15 protein-coding genes are annotated in these 19,270 nt (G+C 35.7%); 9 read left to right on the plus strand and 6 right to left on the minus strand.

What is annotated here, in order from left to right; genetic code table 11:
* The gene (locus tag HME7025_RS07910) at window positions 1–381 is read right to left on the minus strand and encodes an iron chaperone (protein WP_109323115.1); all 381 of its coding nucleotides are present in this window, start codon (window positions 379–381) and stop codon (window positions 1–3) included.
* A gap of 185 nt (window positions 382–566) precedes the next feature.
* Here HME7025_RS07910 and HME7025_RS07915 point away from each other — a divergent pair, with 185 nt between their 5' ends.
* Complete coding sequence (locus tag HME7025_RS07915; RefSeq protein WP_161956226.1) at window positions 567–2,591, plus strand: LTA synthase family protein; 2,025 nt, start codon at window positions 567–569, stop codon at window positions 2,589–2,591.
* Here HME7025_RS07915 and HME7025_RS07920 read toward each other — a convergent pair.
* From HME7025_RS07920 to HME7025_RS07935, 4 genes are all read right to left on the minus strand, one after another.
* The gene (locus HME7025_RS07920) at window positions 2,565–3,698 is read right to left on the minus strand and encodes a hypothetical protein (protein WP_226998195.1); all 1,134 of its coding nucleotides are present in this window, start codon (window positions 3,696–3,698) and stop codon (window positions 2,565–2,567) included. The genes HME7025_RS07915 and HME7025_RS07920 overlap by 27 nt on opposite strands.
* Window positions 3,699–3,769: 71 nt before the next feature.
* The gene (locus HME7025_RS07925; protein WP_109323118.1) at window positions 3,770–5,008 is read right to left on the minus strand and encodes a YaiO family outer membrane beta-barrel protein; all 1,239 of its coding nucleotides are present in this window, start codon (window positions 5,006–5,008) and stop codon (window positions 3,770–3,772) included.
* 270 nt (window positions 5,009–5,278) lie between these two features.
* A complete protein-coding gene (locus tag HME7025_RS07930; RefSeq protein ID WP_109323119.1) occupies window positions 5,279–6,130 on the minus strand; it encodes a ThuA domain-containing protein in 852 nt (283 codons plus the stop codon).
* Between the two features lie 75 nt (window positions 6,131–6,205).
* The gene (locus HME7025_RS07935) at window positions 6,206–7,579 is read right to left on the minus strand and encodes a M20/M25/M40 family metallo-hydrolase (protein WP_109323120.1); all 1,374 of its coding nucleotides are present in this window, start codon (window positions 7,577–7,579) and stop codon (window positions 6,206–6,208) included.
* A 217-nt stretch (window positions 7,580–7,796) separates the two neighbouring features.
* On the opposite strand from HME7025_RS07935, the gene HME7025_RS07940 reads away from it, so the two are divergent.
* The 7 genes from HME7025_RS07940 to HME7025_RS07970 all read left to right on the plus strand — a co-directional run bounded on the left by HME7025_RS07940 (window position 7,797) and on the right by HME7025_RS07970 (window position 17,596).
* Window positions 7,797–8,906, plus strand: a complete 1,110-nt coding sequence (locus HME7025_RS07940; protein WP_109323121.1) for an alpha/beta hydrolase family protein — start codon at window positions 7,797–7,799, stop codon at window positions 8,904–8,906.
* Window positions 8,906–10,111 (plus strand): MFS transporter, encoded by a 1,206-nt coding sequence (locus HME7025_RS07945; RefSeq protein ID WP_109323122.1) that lies wholly within the window; start codon window positions 8,906–8,908, stop codon window positions 10,109–10,111. The genes HME7025_RS07940 and HME7025_RS07945 overlap by 1 nt, the downstream gene beginning before the upstream one ends.
* Window positions 10,108–11,106 (plus strand): zinc-dependent alcohol dehydrogenase, encoded by a 999-nt coding sequence (locus HME7025_RS07950; RefSeq protein ID WP_109323123.1) that lies wholly within the window; start codon window positions 10,108–10,110, stop codon window positions 11,104–11,106. Before HME7025_RS07945 ends, HME7025_RS07950 begins: the two co-directional genes overlap by 4 nt.
* Before the next feature lie 189 nt (window positions 11,107–11,295).
* Entirely contained in the window at window positions 11,296–11,724 is a 429-nt protein-coding gene (locus tag HME7025_RS07955) for a hypothetical protein (RefSeq protein WP_109323124.1), read from the plus strand.
* A gap of 139 nt (window positions 11,725–11,863) precedes the next feature.
* Window positions 11,864–12,949 (plus strand): efflux RND transporter periplasmic adaptor subunit, encoded by a 1,086-nt coding sequence (locus tag HME7025_RS07960; protein WP_109323125.1) that lies wholly within the window; start codon window positions 11,864–11,866, stop codon window positions 12,947–12,949.
* Window positions 12,950–12,972: 23 nt separating this feature from the next.
* A complete protein-coding gene (locus tag HME7025_RS07965; protein WP_109323126.1) occupies window positions 12,973–16,176 on the plus strand; it encodes an efflux RND transporter permease subunit in 3,204 nt (1,067 codons plus the stop codon).
* A complete protein-coding gene (locus HME7025_RS07970; RefSeq protein WP_109323127.1) occupies window positions 16,163–17,596 on the plus strand; it encodes a TolC family protein in 1,434 nt (477 codons plus the stop codon). The genes HME7025_RS07965 and HME7025_RS07970 overlap by 14 nt, the downstream gene beginning before the upstream one ends.
* 132 nt (window positions 17,597–17,728) lie before the next feature.
* Here the strand turns inward: HME7025_RS07970 and HME7025_RS07975 are convergent, their stop codons facing one another.
* On the minus strand, window positions 17,729–17,995 hold the full coding sequence (locus tag HME7025_RS07975; RefSeq protein WP_449371671.1) for a GDCCVxC domain-containing (seleno)protein: 267 nt from the start codon (window positions 17,993–17,995) through the stop codon (window positions 17,729–17,731).
* Between the two features lie 684 nt (window positions 17,996–18,679).
* Here HME7025_RS07975 and HME7025_RS07980 point away from each other — a divergent pair.
* Window positions 18,680–19,222, plus strand: a complete 543-nt coding sequence (locus HME7025_RS07980; RefSeq protein WP_109323128.1) for a hypothetical protein — start codon at window positions 18,680–18,682, stop codon at window positions 19,220–19,222.
* Window positions 19,223–19,270 lie beyond the last annotated feature (48 nt).

The raw sequence follows: 19,270 nt of genomic DNA on the forward strand, positions 1-19,270 counted from the left end.
CTATTTTGATTTTTTCATTTTGATTTGAAGCTCCATCTCTTGAATTCGAAATTGTATCATTTCTCGAATTAGCCCTTGTGGCAATTCCTTGTTCATGGGAAATTGGATGGTGCCTTTGGACATGACATAATTTTTGGATTGATCCTGAAAGGCTTCAATGCAACTAGCATGAGGAAACAAGCTAATATGGTCCTTAAATGCTCCAAAATAAGCTACAATCTTCCCTTTCCATTTGAATGCAGGCATATGGTAAGAAATCACTTCAACAGACTCGGGGATTAATTGTTGCATGATCTTCCGAATCACTTGTAGGCGATCGTGTTTATCAACATCTTGAGATTCTATGTAATGGTCAATGGATTGATATGCAGTTTTATCCATGATATATTTTTTCCAAAATGTAAAGAAAAAATAAAATATATCTATCCCATTGAGATAATTATCTTCTAAAAATGAAAGCTTAATGAAGCTCGTGATTTATATTTACTTAACACTATGATATATTCAAACCATTAACCAAGTGGTTAAAAATAAGCATCTCGACTATGAATTCCTTTTTCAAAAACATGAAAGGTCAAAGAGCCAATATTTTGTTGCTTTGTCAATTATTTAGTCGCTTAGCTCTAGTTTGGTTATTTTCAATGTTCTTCTTAAGTATTTTGGAAATCGTCATTAATAGTATCAATAGACAATACCCTTCCCAGATATTTCAAGTAATTATATTTGCCTTTGCAAATGATCTCATTTTTTGGATATCTGATCTTTTCGGTTTATTCTTTATCTTCTTAGTTGTTTCCTATTTTTCTCAAAAATTAGCCATCATCATTAGTCAAACTTTCCTAATGGTATTTTTTGCCATACAATTAGCCTTAATGGATTATTTCAATACGGCACTTGTTCCATTAGGTTCTGACTTATTTAGCTATTCTTTGACTGATATATTGCAAATTATTGGATCTACTTCTGGTTTAAACATCATTATCTTATTACTATTTTTTGGATTATTAGCCTTGCTTTTTGTTGTTACTAGGTATCTGTTAAACAAGCTACAACTTAGACCATTCATGGCTATTGGTTTTCCCTTGGCATCTATATTCCTCTATTTTACTCCTTTGTATTCCATTGGGTTTAACATGCCAACTGAATATGAAAACAACTTAATCAAAAACAAAACCGCTTTCTTCTTATCATCAAGTTCAGAGTATTTTTTAAACTCCAATGAAGAAATAGATATTTACTCTGATGCTTATATTGGAGATTTTGATGGGATAGCTTCAACGGTAGCTAAAATGGAATATCCTTTTGAAAATCAATATCCATTTTATCACAGTAATGTAGCTCCAGATGTATTATCTCCTTTCTTTCAAACCTTAAAAAAACAACCTAATATCGTCATTCTACTTGTAGAAGGATTGGGGAGGGCATTTACTAATGATGGAGCATATTTAGGAAATTTTACGCCATTTGTTGATTCCCTTGCAGGAAAAAGCTTGTATTGGAAAAATATACTAAGTGCAGGAGGTAGAACATTCGCTGTACTTCCAGCATTAATGGGATCTATGCCCTTTGGTAAAAATGGCATTTTGGAAATGGGAAATGATATTCCAAAACATCTTTCGTTATATACTATTTTAAAAAGAAATGGGTATCAAACTTCATTCTACTATGGAGGGAAAACGGAATTTGATGGAATGAAATCCTATTTGGACAACAATCATGTCGATCAAATCATAGAAGAAAAATCATTTCCAGCTGGATACACCAAATTACCTGCTACGGCACAAAATTTCACTTGGGGCTATTCCGACGATCAATTATATCAATTATACTTTGAGAATAGAAGTAAATCTACCTTAAAAAAACCTGAACTAAATGTCATCTTGACGGTAGCTACACATGATCCATTTTTAATTAGGAATCAGGATAAATACATCCAAATGGCGAAATCTAGGATGAAACAAATAGGACTTGATGAGAATAAACAAGCGGAATACAACAATTTCTTGAACCAGTTTTCGAGTATTATGTATGCAGATGAATCATTAAAAAAGTTTATCCAGACCTATTCCAAACGAGCTGACTTTGCCAATACTATTTTCATCATAACGGGAGATCATCGATTACCAGAAATACCCATGAGTACCAAAATAGATCGCTACCATGTCCCACTATTAATTTATTCACCCATGTTAAAGCGAACCGCTCAATTTGCTTCCGTTTCAACTCATTTTGATATAGCGCCAAGTTTATTAGCCACCTTAGAAAAACAAATCAATATAAAACTCCCTAAAGCAGGTAATAGCTGGATAGGAGATGGGCTTGATACTGTCAAAACATTTAGGAATATCCATCATTATCCACTCATGCAAAATAAATCAACTTTGGTTGACTTTGTCATGAACGACTATCATATCAATGGAAATAGCCTCTTTAAAATCACTGAAAACATGGAAGAAAGCCCAATAAGTGATGATATAAAACTGAATCAATTAAAGCAGGCTTTTAATCAATTCAAGAAGAAAAATTCTCAGGTAATTAGGGGTGTGAAAATTGTTCCTGATTCACTAATTAGCCGATACGGAATTAATTGATGCTTTGGGTTTATTGATGGCATCATCCAGAATCTGATTCATCAAAGGGCGATAAAACTCCCAAAAAAAGCTATTCCTTTCCATTGGGTCTCTATCATTGTAAAACAAGAATTTAAATGCATCAATCCCCTTAAAATAGGAAGCTGACATGTGGATGGGGTTATCACAAAAATCCCCTGAAAAATAGAAAAATGGAGAATATCCAGATTTGGCCATGATCACCGCAGGAAAGGTTGATGGAATACCATTACGTTTTAATTCTGCCAAACCAGTAGCGTTCGTTTTTAGAGAAAATTCAGATAAAACAACATTAATCCTAGTATCTGGAACAATCACATCAAACCAAAATGGATATTTTATTTCATTTGGTAAACCAAATTTCACTTGCCCCAATTCACTACTTCGAATAAAGGGAATTGGATTTATTAAATGATTCTGATCTTCTAGAACAATAACTTGTCCTCCTTCTTCATTGACAAATGCAATCCCTGATTTTTTAAAGTTCCATTTGACTTGATGGGAAGCATTGTAATTCTTAATCATCCAATGCGGCAATTCCAAATTCACGCTGGTATCTAGGTTATCAAAAAAACGCGCAGTCCATCCAGTCCACCGCATTCCAAACATCGATTCAAATTTCTCTCGATTCTCTTTAGTGGTTGGAGAGCCAATGGTATTAAATTCTGTGATAATTAACTTTTTCTTTTCCTTCATAAGTTGAAGAAAATCTAAGTCCTGCTTACTTAATCCACCATATAGCATTCCAAAACCAACTGTTTCTCCTACATTTTTATGATACCATTCTTGTTTATAAATGCCATAAGTGTCTGTAAAATACGCCATATCTGCATCCTCACTTAATTGACGCAATTGGCTAGAAGAAAATCTTTCTAGTCCCTTAATTCTAAATTTATCATTGTCTTTTGGGAAAAAACCAAAATAATCATGATCAATCTGATATCGATCAGCATTCGTTTTTGTCAACCTTTTTTGATTCAATAACCAGGTAAACGAAATATGTTCATCACCTGCTGGTGTTAAAACCGATTTATCGACAATTGCAGCCACCCATTTGGTGGAAGGCGTAAAAAACCAAAATAAAAACATTATTAAAGGAATTAGCCAAATCAGGCTAATGATCCAAAAAAATTTATTTTTAAATCTTTGCTTCATTATATCTAAAATCTACGAATGTATCCAACACCCAATTCAATGGAATTACCTCTTGTATCTCTCTGGTATTCTTGATTTGTCCAACTAGCTTTTAAATTGATGATATGAAATGAATTAATGGATCGTCGGTAAGCCAAGGTCAATCCATTAGATTGTAATTTATAGGAAGAAGCATTGATTAAAACAATATTCCTTTGATCATCAGGTGAGAGTCCGGTACTTAGGCCTAGGCTCAAAAAATCATCGGTTCCACCAACGTAATACCGAGTGGTCAATGTAAATGATTGACCTACTTGTCCAGAAGATGGGGTGAGATAAGTTCTTAAATTAAACCAAAATGATTTGACATATTTCCCCAAAGATGCGGTATAAATCCAGGTATTATCTCCAAACTGTAAATAGCGAAAACCAGCTTCGGCTTCCATGCTTTTGGGTAAATTGGCATAAAGTGAAAAACCAGCTCTAGTTTGAGGGAAAACGCCTAAGTTAGGAGAATAACCTCCACTTATATAAGCCATAAAGGTATTTGACAAACGAGGGTAGGCATCCACTTCATATTGAACCCCATTACCATTAAATCGATTAGCATAATTGATTCTTCCAATAATTGAACCAAAAGAAGTTTGTCTACTGTAATCAAAACTTGTCAAATGCCAAGGATCTGCAAATTGCTTATCAAAGGACACAAAAGTGTAATTAACCCCAATTCTGTTGGTTGCACTATTTTCACGAATTCGCGTTGCTAAAGCACGAGCCTCGGTTTGATTAGGATGCTTAGTCAATACTTCTGAGATTACTTGATCTGCTTCTGACCATTTTTTTAAATCATTCAGAAATTTCGCCTTTAGAATGGCTAAGTCGACAGAATTTTGGAATAAACTCATCCCTTGATTACATATAGTAAGCGCTTTTTCCGTATCATTATTCCAAAACTCAAGATTGGAATATGCGATATAAACATCTTCCACTTGAGGATTTAACTTGATAATCTTATCAAATTCAAGTCTAGCACTATCAGCTTGCTTTTCCCATGTGTAAATTCTGCCTAGGAAAATGCGAATTTCAAGATAATCAGGAGATTTTAATATAGCAGCTTTGGCCAATTGCTTCGCCAAAGTATATTGTTTATGATCAAATGCCGCCGTCCTTGCTTGACTAAATAAATCATCTGAATTTTGGGCAATAGAAATTTGCGAGCCCAAAAGAAATATAAAAAACAAGGAAATTGATAGTTTTATAGACATACAGGAACGAATTTGTATTTCTATAAAATTAAAGAAAAAAGAAATAAACTAGGTATAAATTGTTAGGTATTAGGGATTAGTTATTAGGGATTAGGGTTTAGAAAGTACTTACTATCCTGAGTGAACGAGTACATATTCATAAAATGGCCATCGTCATTCAAACATTTCCCATTTACAATTAACCATTCACAATTAACCATTCACAATTAACCATTCACAATTAACCATTCACAATTAACCATTCACCATTTACAATTAACAATTCCCCATTTACAACTTATCATTTACCATTAATTTATCGTCTTTCCCTGTGGAAAATGCTTTGCTATAATTAATTCCTTGCTGTTGATTGGCAATAAACTTAATCCCTTGTAAAAGATGTTTTCTATATAAGGGATTCTGGTAATCCGCTTTTGCATGACCTAAGGTAGTTACCCACACATGTCCTCCTTGGAAATTCTGGTACCAAACAGCCGGAAAATAATCTCCAAAAGTTCCTGCATTTTTAAGAATTAGATCCGATTGCTTTTTATCCAAAGTGGTTACATCATGCATCATCAAAACACGGATACCAGGGTACATTTCTCTTCCAAAATAACACTCATCTTCTTTAGTCCATACACTTGGAATTCCCTCCATTGCAGGATGCTTAGGATCAATATTAATTAATGAAAATTGTTGGAAATTAGCATGCCAAGTAAATGTTTCACCAACCATCATTTTAAACCACGCCCATTTTCTTTCTGTACCCGTCACGGAATGTACTCCTACAAAACCTCCTCCAGCTTCTATATAGCGCCTAAATGCGACACGCTGTTCATCCGTAGCAAATACATCATTGTTGGTACTTGTAAAAATGAGTAATGTGTACTTTTTCAAATTTGCCTCTGAAAAGACCGCTGGATCATCAGATACATCCACTGTAAATTTATTTTCTGCACCTAGCTCTTGTATACAAGCTACCGCAGAAGGGATATTATCATGCACATAGCCTACACCGTTCTTTGTATAAACTAAAACCCGACTGTTCTTCAATTGATTTTTTTGAGCCCAAACAGGAGAAAGGCTGAAACTAAAAATGAAGGCGAGCAACAACAGGCGATGATAGACAGACTCTTTCATATTGTTTTATTTCAATAAACTACATCTAAAACCTAAATGCACTTCATTTTTACTCAAAATTGATCCGTTTAAAATTTAAGGATTCGTACCATGTTGGTCAATCAAATAAATAATAGCGGCCATATTAACAGCTCCTAAAAGCAATTCCCTTTTATTCACATTCTCAAATACATCAGTTTTGGCATGGTGCAAATCAAAATACCGTTGACTATCAGGTATCAATCCCGATAAAACGATGGCTGGATTCACTTTAACCAAAGGCCCAATATCAGCACCTGTTCCTCCCAAAGTCAGTTCACCTCCAAATGGCTTAAACAGGGGAGACCATGCTTGAAATTTCTTCCACTGTTCTTTGGAGCAGCTAATTCCAATGGATCTTGGCGTAAATCCACCTTCGTCACTTTCCAAAGCATAAATGTGTTTCTCTTGATTCATTTTTGCTTGATTGGCATATTCATTTCCTCCTCGCATACCATTCTCTTCATTGGCAAATAAAACAAAACGAATCGTCCGTTTCGGTCGATAGTTAATGGCTTTCATTGTCCTAAGAATTTCCATGGTTTGCACAATACCCGCACCATCATCGTGGGCTCCCTCATTTATATCCCAACTATCCAAATGACCACCAACGGTAATAATTTCCTCTGGAAATTCAGAGCCCTTTAATTCTGCTACTACATTGTTTTCATCAGCATCAGGCAGGAAGAATCCATAAGTCTGTAACTGAACTCGAACCGTCAATTTTTTACTTAATTCATACAATTCCTTGGCATCTTCTGGCCCTAAAGCTAGTGCTGGTATTTTAGGATAAGCCTCATCGTAGACCATGCTACCAGTATGAGGCTCATTGTCGGTAGCTGTACTTAAGGAATGAATCATGACACCCACAGCTCCATATTTAGCGGCACGACTAGGGCCAACCCGACGAAATACGCCTGATTCAGCATAGGCTCTAAAAGTCTGGAATTTAGTTGGGTCAAAAACACTATGAAAGTAAACTACTTTACCTTTGATATCATCTTTCCGTTTTTCCATTTCATCGAAACTTGCAAAAACTATAACTTCCGCTTCAATTAAACCATTTGATCCTAATGAATTTCCTAATGCAAGTGCTTTCATTGGACGCAATTGAGCTTTTCCATTGATGGCAGAAATAGCCGCAAAATCATTTCCACCTCGCTTCCAATTAGGGGTTTTTACAGCTTGGAAATATACTTTATCTGCCTGAAAAGCTTCTAAATTTCTTTTCCCCCAAATGGCAGCATTTTGTTGCTGGGGTGATCCCGCTAAACGACCTCCAATTTGTTTGGTTAATTCTCTCAATAAATCATAGGCTTTCCCATTCCTCATGATTTCATCGGCCATTTTCTTAATGTTCAAGCTATCTTGAGAAGATTGAGCTGTAGCAAAATAAGGAACAGTTAAGAGTAAAATAAGTAGTTTGCGCATAGATGAATTCGTTTATTGAATGATAAATCTAAAAAACAATTAGGAATAAATTGACCTGTATCCATGATTCCACAATTTGCAAAAATGGGCATGGATATCCCCAAAGAACCTCATTCGTTTATTTTTAGGAATAAGGATATAAATATTCGTAGGAAAAAATGGTAAATTAGAAATTCAAAAATGGACAAAACCCAATAAATACCTAATCCTACTCAGCATGAAGTATGTAATTCTATTTGCATTGGCCAGTTTTTCACTCTTTGGTCAAATTGAAAAAAAAGATGTTGGAACTTTACTTGGAGGAACTTACCAAATCTTAATCCCCCAAAATTGGAATAAAAAATTGGTCATGTATGCCCATGGATACCAATTTCAAGGTCAAAAACCTCAAGAATCCAATGTTGGATTAGAAAAACGTTTACAAGTATTTCTTGATCGCGGTTTTGCCATTGCGGCTTCCGATTATCCTGAGGTAGGCTTCGTATTACCTGAAGGCATTGATGCCACAGAGGAGTTACGACAAGCTTTTGTCAAAAACGTGGGAAAACCTGATTCTACTTTTATGGTAGGGCATTCCATGGGAGGGGGAATTACCCTAGGAATGATGGAAAACTTTGGTGAAAATTACCATGGTGCTCTTCCATTATGTCCACTGGCTTCCAGACCCTATCTCCAATGCAGAAAAGAATACGATATGTACGCAACTTTTAATGGGCTTTTTCCAGGTATCATACCCAGCTTAAAAGATATATTCGACATTAACTCATCCGTAGGTTATGTCAATTTAGCCCAAGCTGGTCCAAAAATTGGCCAAATTATGAAAGCTGTTATTGAAAAAGATTCCACATTAGCTAAAGCCTTTGCCAAAAAATTTGATTTGAAATTAAAGGACCTTGGGGGATCACTATTCTTTAATCAAAATGTATTAAGAGATATTGCTGTCAGGTTGGGGGGTAATCCATTTGATAACTTACAAACAGTTTATAGTGGTTTTCCTGATGATTTATTGACTAATCAAGTCGCGGAACGTTTACCAGCTACGAAAAACCCAAATCTATTATTTTCTCGCTATGATCGTACTGGAAATATCAATAAGCCTGTACTATTAGTTCATACTATTTATGATCAATTAATTCCTCCAAGTTATGCCGTAGTGAATTATGAAAACATGGTGCATCAGCAACAAAAAGATCAATATTTTACAGTAAAATATACCAATGGACAGGCGCACTGTGCTTTTACTCCTCAACAAATGGCCACTTCATTTGACTTATTGAGAAATTGGGTTAAAAATGGAGTTAAACCACAAGGAGGTTTTTTAAAATAATGAAGGATCAAATCAAACTACAGTCGAGTGCTCCCATGTCGGGATTTCAGGTCTTAATGGTGGCTTTATGTTTTTTTATGAATTTCAATGACGGAATAGACGTTTTAATTGTGTCTTTTTCTAGCTCTGAAATCATCCGAGAATTTGGTCTATCTAAAACAGAAATGGGCTATATTTTCAGTGCAGGATTAGCTGGAATGACCTTGGGATGTTTTTCATTAGCACCATTGGCCGACAAATACGGCAGAAGAAGAATCTTTTTGATTTCTTTGCTCATGATAAGCCTAGGGATGTTTGGCGTGGCATTTGCACAAGCCTATGTACCTATTTTGGCATGGCGTTTCTTAACAGGCTTAGGCATTGGAGGGATTTTACCTACCATTGCCACTACGGCGGCAGAATATTCAAATGACAAATACCGAGATTTTAATGTGGGTTTAATTCAAGCAGGCTGGCCCATTGGAGCCATTTTAACAGGCCTCATCTGCGCTGATTTAATTCCTTTAAAGGGATGGCATTATGCCTTCTTTCTAGCTGGTTGTTTTTCAGCTATGATGACGGTTTTAGTATTCTTTGTGATGAAAGATTCAGAGGAATTTCAAAGTAAAAAAATAGAAGAGCAAGGAGTTAAAGTGCTCCTAACAGAAGAACTAAAACCCAATACTTGGCGACTTTGGTTAGCGGCATTTTTTGGCTTTATGACCTTATATACCGTCATGAGTTGGGTTCCTACCATTGCCAAAGATTCAGGAATGCCCTTTGAATTAGCTACTTATGTAGGAATTTCCCTCAATATCGGAGCAGCCATTGGTTCTTCTTCCATTGGTGCTTTAGGCTCTAAATTCGGATTGAAGAAAACTCATTTTATTTACATGCTCTCGGCCTTTACGGTCATGCAATTATATGCCTTTTTACCTCTAAATACCGTGCTAATATTCATATTAGTGATGTTCATTGGAGTATTTGCTCAAGGCGGATTTAATGGTATCTGGCCGATATTATCCCGTATTTATCCTACATCCATTCGCGCTACAGGAGTGGGCTACACCGTAGGAATTGGTCGGCTTGGAGCCATTTTAGGGCCGGCAGTATTCGGAATTTTATCAGATAGCCACGTGGGTAACACCGTATTATTTGTTTTATTTTCTTTACCACTATTAGTGATGGGTTTGATCATTCGAACCTTACCTTCTCAAAAATTATGAAAGCTGCCGTATTAGAAAAACCAAACTATATTCAGGTCCAAAATCTTGAAAAACCTATTCCAAAAGCGAATGAACTATTGATTCGATTGAAATCAACCGGGATTTGTGGTTCAGATGTACATTTATTCCTAGGCGATCGACTGTTGCCCGTTCCAACAGTTCTTGGTCATGAAGGACTTGGATGGGTTGAGTCAATGGGTTCTCAAGTGACTGGTTTTCAATTAGGACAAAGAGTGGTGATTGAACCAAATATTCCCTGCGGTACTTGTCGATTTTGTTTACAAGATAAAGGCAACATATGCCCAAATAAACAAGTCATTGGCGTAAATTCTCCAGGTTGTTTTGCTGAATACATCTGTTTAGACGCTGATTTTTGCTGGAAATTACCTGATTCCATCTCAAATGAAGATGCTGTTTGTATTGAACCATTAGCCGTTGCCGTGCATGCCATACACGTAAGTTCTGCTTCCCCTAATCAACACATAGCGATATTCGGGTTAGGTGCTATTGGATTATTGCTTTGCCAACTAGCACTGACCAAGGGCTACCAAGTTTGGGTAAAGGATTTAAATGAAGATAAACAAAACATGGCGGAGGTCATGGGAGCAGGAATATTGCCCAAAGAAGACTTAGAGTCATTTTTATATAATCAAGAGATTGTTGCCATTTTTGATTGTGTAGGCGTAGCCAAGGCCACTAATTTAATCTTAGAAACAGCACCTAGAGGAGCTGAAATTATCTTAGTTGGACTAGCCAATGAGTTAGCACAGTTTGTACCTTTAAAAATCGCTAGAGAAGGGATTTCTATTTTACCTTCCATCATATACGACCACCCCAATGATTTTGCTGAAACCATTGAATTAATAGCTCAGAATAAAATTCATCCAGGCAAAATTATATCCGAACGATTCCCATTGGATAGGATAGAGGATGCCATGACTTTGGCTGTAAGTGGAAAAGCAACTAAGGTTGTTTTGGATATTAATAATCAATAAAACGACGTAAAAACGACTCCAAGCAATAATCAAATCATAGCTTTAAAGCTTGATTATCAATTGATTTCATCCTAATTAATCCCATAAAGAATAATAAAGCAGAATTATTTTCGTTTCGAAAAATATAATTATGTTTATTTGACGTTTTGCTATTACATTTGCAAATAATTAACATACCATTCGTTTTCTATGCTTTCATCAGTTAAAAACAAACATGTAGCCCTTGTTTTCACTGTTCTATGCAGCTTTGGTATATTTTTATCCTCTAGCTTCGCACATAAGCAATCTTTTAATAAATTAGATTTTTCCAATATATCCTTCCAAGAGGGTATATCTTTATTTTCTAAAAATACATCTTTTTCAGATTTACATTTGCTGGCAAATCCAGTAAATACCAATCAATCTTACTCACCCTTAGTTGATTTTGAGATTGAAGAAGAAGAGGATTGCTCAGGATTTAAAAAAAGTTACAAATCCTATCTTTCAGCTTTTCATTCATTCACTGTACCAGGTTTAAATTCTGTATTTAAAACCGCCAGGAAGGTTCATTACACCAATTCTCTTCCTTTATTCACAAAACTCCCTTTATACATTAAGAATCAAGTTTTTCTAATTTGATTACCCCCTTTTCATTCCAATTTATTTACGCGGTTTTAGATCAAGATCAGTCGTAATATAGCTTCATGCTAAAAACCAAGCTTGGTATCTATATACCAAGCTATCATAACAATTATTACATATTTTATTAGAAAAAGAAATGAATAAATTCATCATGTTCATTGTGGCCTGCTGTGCCATCTATTTGACTGCTTGCACGAGTCATAAGGAAGAAGAAAAAGAAGAAGTAACAAAATACATTGTTACGAGTACGCTAAAGACAGATACATCCATTACTCGCCAGTATGTTTGTCAAATTCGCGCAATTCAACATATTGAATTGAGAGCGCTAGAAAAAGGTTATTTACAAAATATTTATGTCGATGAAGGTCAGCTAGTGAAAAAGGGGCAAATCATGTTTAAAATTATGCCCATGCTTTATAATGCTGAAATGCAGAAAGCACAAGCTGAAGCAGATTTTGCTGCTATTGAGTATCAAAATACGAAGCAGTTGAGCGATAAAAATGTGGTATCAGTGAATGAATTGGCTTTGGCTAAAGCTAAATTAAATAAGGCAAAAGCTGAATTATTGCTCGCGCAAACCCATTTACAATTCACTGAAATCAAAGCTCCATTTACTGGCATTATGGATCATTTCCAAGTCAGATTAGGTAGTTTAATCAATGAAGGTGACTTACTAACAACCCTCTCAGACAACAGTCAAATGTGGGTCTATTTTAATGTTCCAGAAGCTGAATATTTAAATTATAAGACTAATAAGACTCAGGAGAATTTGGTGAAAGTGAACCTATTGATGGCAAATAATCAACATTTCAAACATCCTGGAATTGTCAAAACGATTGAGGCAGATTTCAATAATGAAACAGGAAATATTGCCTTTAGAGCCACTTTTCCTAATCCTGAAAATCTTTTACGACATGGGGAAACGGGTAACATTGAGATGAACATCCCCTTAAATAACGCTATTATCATTCCTCAAAAAGCCACGTATGAGGTCTTGGAAAAGAAATATGTTTTTGTGTTAGATAAAAATAACCAGGTGCATTCTCGAGAAATCACAATTGGGGCCGAAATGCCAGATTTGTATGTCATCAGCGACGGACTTAAAGGAGATGAAAAAATACTACTTGAGGGTATTCGTAAGGTGAAAGAAAATGACAAGATCAGCTATAAATATGAAGATCCTAAAATGGTCATTAAGAATCTCAAGGTATACGTTGAATAATCTAACAAATAAACGAAAAGAATATGTTTAGCAAATTCATTCAAAGGCCAGTTTTGGCTATAGTTATATCGCTTGTCATCTTATTTGTAGGATTTTTAGCTATCAAAAGTCTACCTACTTCCCAATTTCCAGAAGTAGCTCCACCGGTAGTTATGGTATCTGCTTCTTATCCAGGAGCAAGTGCCAAATCACTAGCTGAATCGGTTATTATTCCCTTGGAACAGTCCATCAATGGAGCCTGGGGAATGCGATACATGACTTCTGATGCGACAAGTGCTGGTGAGGCCAACATTCAGGTGGTTTTTAATCCCGGAACTGACATTAATCAAGCATTGGTTCAAGTCTCAAATCGGGTTCAGCAAGTTACGAATCGTCTACCTACTTTGGTACAGCGAGAAGGAGTGGTGATTACACCCGTAATTCCTAGTATGCTCATGTATGTTAATCTCTACAGCAAGGATAAAAATGCCAATATGAAATTTTTATTCAACTATGCTGGGGTAAATATGGTGCCAGAACTTCAAAGAATCAATGGAATTGGACAAGTAAGAATATTGGGTAGTCGACAATATGCCATGCGAGTTTGGTTAAATCCAGATAGAATGAGGGCATATAATGTTTCTCCAGATGATATCATGGAAGCATTAAGTGATCAAAGTATCATTGGAAAACCTGGTAGAATTGGTCGTGGTGACAGTAAGCAAGCGGAAGCTTTAGAATATGTGATGACCTATACCGACCGATTTAATGATCCAAAACAATATGAAAATGTGATCATTCGAGCTAATCCCAATGGAGAAATTCTTCGTTTAAAAGATATTGCAACTGTTTCTCTGGGAAGTGAGTATTACGATATTTATTCTAACATGAATGGCCATCCATCTGCCGCTTTAGTCTTAAAGCAAACTTATGGAAGTAATGCCAGTGAAGTAATCGCACAAGTAAAAGATAAACTAGAACAACTAAAAAAATCATTTCCTCCGGGAATGGAATATGAAATTAGTTATGACGTTTCTAATTTCTTGGATGCATCTATTGAAAATGTGATGCATACACTCAGGGATGCCTTCATATTAGTAGCCCTAGTTGTTTTTATATTTCTAGGAGATTGGCGGTCTACCATTGTACCGATATTAGCAGTACCTGTATCCTTGATAGGGGCATTCTTTTGCATGCAACTATTCGGACTTACCATCAACATGGTAACATTATTTGCGCTTGTATTGGCTATTGGTATTGTCGTCGATGATGCAATCGTCGTCGTGGAAGCCGTCCATGCCAAAATGGAAGAAGAGAACCTGTCTCCTTACAATGCAGTCAGAAAAGTAATTGGCGAAATCAGTGGTGCAGTTATTGCCATCACCTTATTGATGGTTTCTGTTTTTGTTCCAGTTTCATTCATGACAGGACCTGTTGGAACCTTTTACAGACAATTTTCTATCACCATGGCCTCTTCCATCGTGATATCTGGTATCGTAGCCCTTACAGTAACACCCGTTCTTTGTGCCATGATTTTAAAGAATCATCATGGAAAACCAAGAAAAAAGACCTGGATGAATCGAATATTGGATGGCTTTAATCATTGGTTTGAAAAATTGACCGGTAAATATGTTTGGATTTTAAAGGCTATTACCCACCGTAAATTTGTAACCATAGGTTTATTTGGAATTTTTGCCATTGGTATATTGGGCGTAAGTCAAAGTTTGCCCTCTGGTTTTATCCCTAGTGAAGACCAAGGAATGTTGTATGCCATCATTCAGACACCTCCAGGGTCAACGCTGGAAAGAACCAATGATTTATCGAACAAACTGGTATCTATCATTCAAAAAGTGGAAGGAGTTAAATCTGTATCATCCATTGCTGGATATGAAGTCCTGACAGAAGGACGTGGTTCAAATGCCGGTACTTGTTTAATCAATTTAAAACCTTGGAATGAGCGAGAACATTCGGTAAGTGAAATCATTGCTGAATTAGAGCAAAAATCAAAAGAAATCCCTGGGGCAACCATTGAGTTTTTTGACCCGCCAGCCGTTCCTGGTTTTGGAGCAGCTGGTGGTTTTGCCTTGCAGCTATTGGATAAAACCAATAGTGGGGACTATAAACAGCTAGAAAAGGTCACGACGGATTTTATGAGTGAATTAAGAAAGCGCAAAGAAATAACGGGTTTATTCACGTTTTTTAGTGCTAATTATCCTCAATATGAAATTGAAATTGATAATCAAGCTGCCATGCAAAAAGGCGTCTCGATTAACAATGCCATGAATACACTATCCATTTTTGTAGGTAGTACTTATGAGCTAGGTTTCATTAAATACCAACGTTTTTTCAAGGTATTTGTCCAAGCAGCACCCGAATTCAGAAAACTACCGACTGACGTCATGAATTTGTACGTTAAAAATAATCGGGATGAAATGGTGCCTTTTTCTGCTTTTATGAAAATTAAAAAGAAACAAGGAGCCAATGAAATCAATCGATATAATATGTACAATACTTCCGCTATCAGAGGGGGGCCTGCCACAGGTTATAGCAGTGGGGAAGCGATCAAAGCAGTTCAAGAAGTAGCTGCTAAAACCTTACCTAATGGCTATGATATAGATTGGGCAGCACTATCTTATGATGAAACTAGGAGAGGGAATGAAGCCATTTATATATTCCTGGTGGTGTTATTGTTTGTGTATTTTGTATTAGCTGCACAATATGAAAGCTTCATTATTCCTTTGTCTGTCATTTTCTCATTGCCAGCTGGAATATTTGGATCCTTTCTATTAATCAAGGGAATGGGGCTCGCCAACGATATCTACGCTCAAGTAGGACTAGTCATGTTGGTTGGTTTATTGGGTAAAAATGCTGTCCTGATTGTGGAATTTGCTGTTCAAAAACAGCAACAGGGATTCACCGTATTAGAAGCAGCTATAGAAGGAGCCAAAGTACGTTTTCGTCCTATCTTAATGACCTCATTTGCCTTCATTGCTGGTCTAATTCCCTTAGTTCTTGCACATGGAGCTGGTGCCATTGGAAATAAAACGATTGGTGCTTCCGCTTTGGGAGGTATGATTTTTGGAACCGTTTTCGGTGTAATTATCGTGCCTGGCTTGTATTTCATTTTTGGTTCTATGGCCAATGGTCGCAAACTCATTAAAAATGAAGACAATAATCCACTTACGGAGGATTTAGTAAATCAGATGGACAAATTTCCTCAAACTTTAGAGAAAGATGAAAATGAATAATTTAATAAAGCTTATAGGACTATGCCTCATCGTTTGTCTATTTGATTCATGTCAAATTCCACAAATTGCAACCAAAAAGGTAAGTCTATTAATTCCAGATAGTTATGCTGGATCAAAAGATACAGTAACGGTATCTAAAACAGCTTGGAGGGCCTTTTTTAAAGACCCTGCGCTCATTGCATTGATTGATTCAGCTTTGGAAAAAAATCAAGAAGTCAACATATTAATGCAAGAAATCCAATTAGCCAAAAATGATGTTTTAGCAAAGCAAGGGGCATATTTGCCCTTTGCTACGGTTGGGGCAGGAGCAGGGGTGGATAAAGTTGGAAGGTATACGAGTCAAGGTGCCAGCGATGCCAATAATGAAATCGTTCCGGGTAAACCTGTACCTGATGCTTTGCAAAACTATGCTATAGGTATCAATGCAACTTGGGAAATTGATGTTTGGAAAAAACTCAGAAATGCCAAAAAATCGGCCTTATTAAGGTATTTATCAACGGTTGAGGGTAAAAATTTCATGGTAACCCATTTGATTGCAGAAATAGCGAATTCCTACTATGAATTAATGGCATTAGATAATCAATTGACCATATTGAATCAAAACATCGAATTGTATCAAAACTCATTGGATATCGTTAGAATTGAAAAGCAATATGCTCGTGTAACGGAATTAGCGGTTCGGAGATTTGAAGCAGAGGTTTTTAAAACAAAAAGTCGTCAGTTTTCTATCAAACAACAAATTGTTGAAACAGAAAATAGGATCAACTTTTTGGTAGGTAGATTTCCACAAGCAGTGCTGAGAAATTCTACCCATTTTACTGACTTAGCTATTGATTCCATTCAAGCAGGAATTCCATCACAATTGTTGTTTAACCGTACGGATATCAAACAGGCTGAACTTGCCTTGAAAGCGGCTGAAATAGATGTTAACGTGGCAAAAGCAGAGTTTTATCCTTCATTTGTAATTAATGCAGGATTAGGATATCGAGCTTTTAATGCTAAATATTTCCTTGATACTCCGGAGTCTCTTTTGTTTAACTTAGGTGGAAATTTGGTGGCTCCCTTGATTAATCGAAATGCGATAAAAGCCAATTTTTATTCCGCTAACAACAAACAGGTTCAGGCAGTTTATGAATATGAACGTTCCATTTTAAGAGCACATTTGGAGGTTGTTAACCAGCTATCCCAAATTGTCAACTTGAAGAAAAGCTATGATTTAAAAAGCCAACAGGTGGATGCATTAACTCAATCCATTGAGATTTCGTCCACTTTATTTAAATCAGCCCGTGCCGATTATATGGAGGTTCTATTGACGCAACGAGATGCGTTGGAATCAAAAATAGAATTAGTCGAAACAAAAAAACAACAATTAAATGCTCAAGTCAATGTTTATCAGGCCTTGGGTGGGGGATGGAGATAGTAGGTTTGATCTATTCTTAGTATAATTTTCAAAAAGGGTGATAAGAAATTATCACCCTTTTTGATATCGAAATATATACGTTCAATTAGAAAAAATCTTCTTACTAAAGAACACTGGATATACCAATATTTACTAGCAGCAATGATTTCCTTGCTGAATGGGAGGGCATGGAACAGATCCATAGCTACAAAACACACAGCAGTCGCCCGGCTTAGGTTTTAACAATTCACCGCAAAAAGTACAAACATAAAAATATTGACAAGCATTTACAGGCATAGTTTCTGTGGCTTGTTGAGCACAATGCGGACAGGTGATGGTGGATTCTAAAATCAAGCTATCTGACATAATCGGTTGAATAGTCTCCAATATTACAAAATCTACACGATCAAATTTCTTCATATAGACAAATGAGTTATTGGAAGATTATCCAATGCATGCCGTATTAATAAAATGAACTACAAACATTCACTTTCTTCATATTTTGATCCTATATTTTAACAATTTGACTAACATTTAGTCAAAATGAGCTCATAAAATCAAAAATTACTGATGCTATTTTTTCTCAAATTTTTATAAATTTATCGACTTTACAAAAATTATATTATTTTTTTCATGATTTTGCACAAAATATGAATTAAAATATAATAAATATTACAATTTTAATAATCCGTATGCTGGCATCATTTTATGCAGTTGATATGCTTTAAATCAAAAATTTTCTGAGTTAATGTAAAAGTCTGTCGTATTGCTATTTAATGGTGATTTTCAGCTTTTAGCAACATTCTACTTGTTTAATTTTAAACTCATAAGCATAAACATTATTTCAAAATTTGCTTCATTTTTCTTGACTAAACCAATATTGACTTTTACTAATAATATATTAAATTTTTACAATATTTTGTCTCCCAAAAATGCATTTCTAGGGGTTAAAACAAGCTTCATAGAATTATGCAGTTAAAATTTATTCGTTTATAAGCTTTAATTTTACATAAAATTTCAGTCCAAATGAACTGATAATTAGGTAGTTAGAATTTTGATCTATTCTCCTTCTGCCTCAATAAAATTCTTAAAACAATTTATCTAATGAAAATTTTAAAAACTACGGCTATCAATTTAGCCGCAATGATGGTATGTGCATGGCTTACATTTTCACCTACTATCTCAAACGGTTCAACGGAACCTGGAGATACTGAGGCCAACAACAGTTTTGGAATAAGATATGCTTATTCTATGAGTGGTTTATCTTGGAAACACATGTTTAATCAAGTCAATCATTTTGAGGCTTTTATATTACCAATTTCAAACAACTTTGAAAAACAATTCAATTATTATGGAGGAAGATATATTCATAATTTTCCTCAAACAGCATTCCCATTCACTCCATTTGTATTTGCTGGAGTGGGACTGTCAACCTATAGTCGGTTCTTACCTGAAGACTCTCAAAATAGTGTCCCTATCGATTCTGGGAAGTATTTTGCCTATTCTATTGGACAAGGAGTTGAGTTTAAATTAGGAAATCACTTATCACTTTCAGGCGATGTAGCCATTTCTAAATTCAATAATGAGCCAAATCAAATGTTAGGAATTATACGACTAGGCTGTGGCGTTCAGTATGTAATTAGATAATTCGCCGCGGAATATGGCATCTTCTAAGGCCAAATGCGAATTATGTTC

Source organism: Aquirufa nivalisilvae, from assembly GCF_003143535.1.
Classification (GTDB): domain Bacteria; phylum Bacteroidota; class Bacteroidia; order Cytophagales; family Spirosomataceae; genus Aquirufa; species Aquirufa nivalisilvae.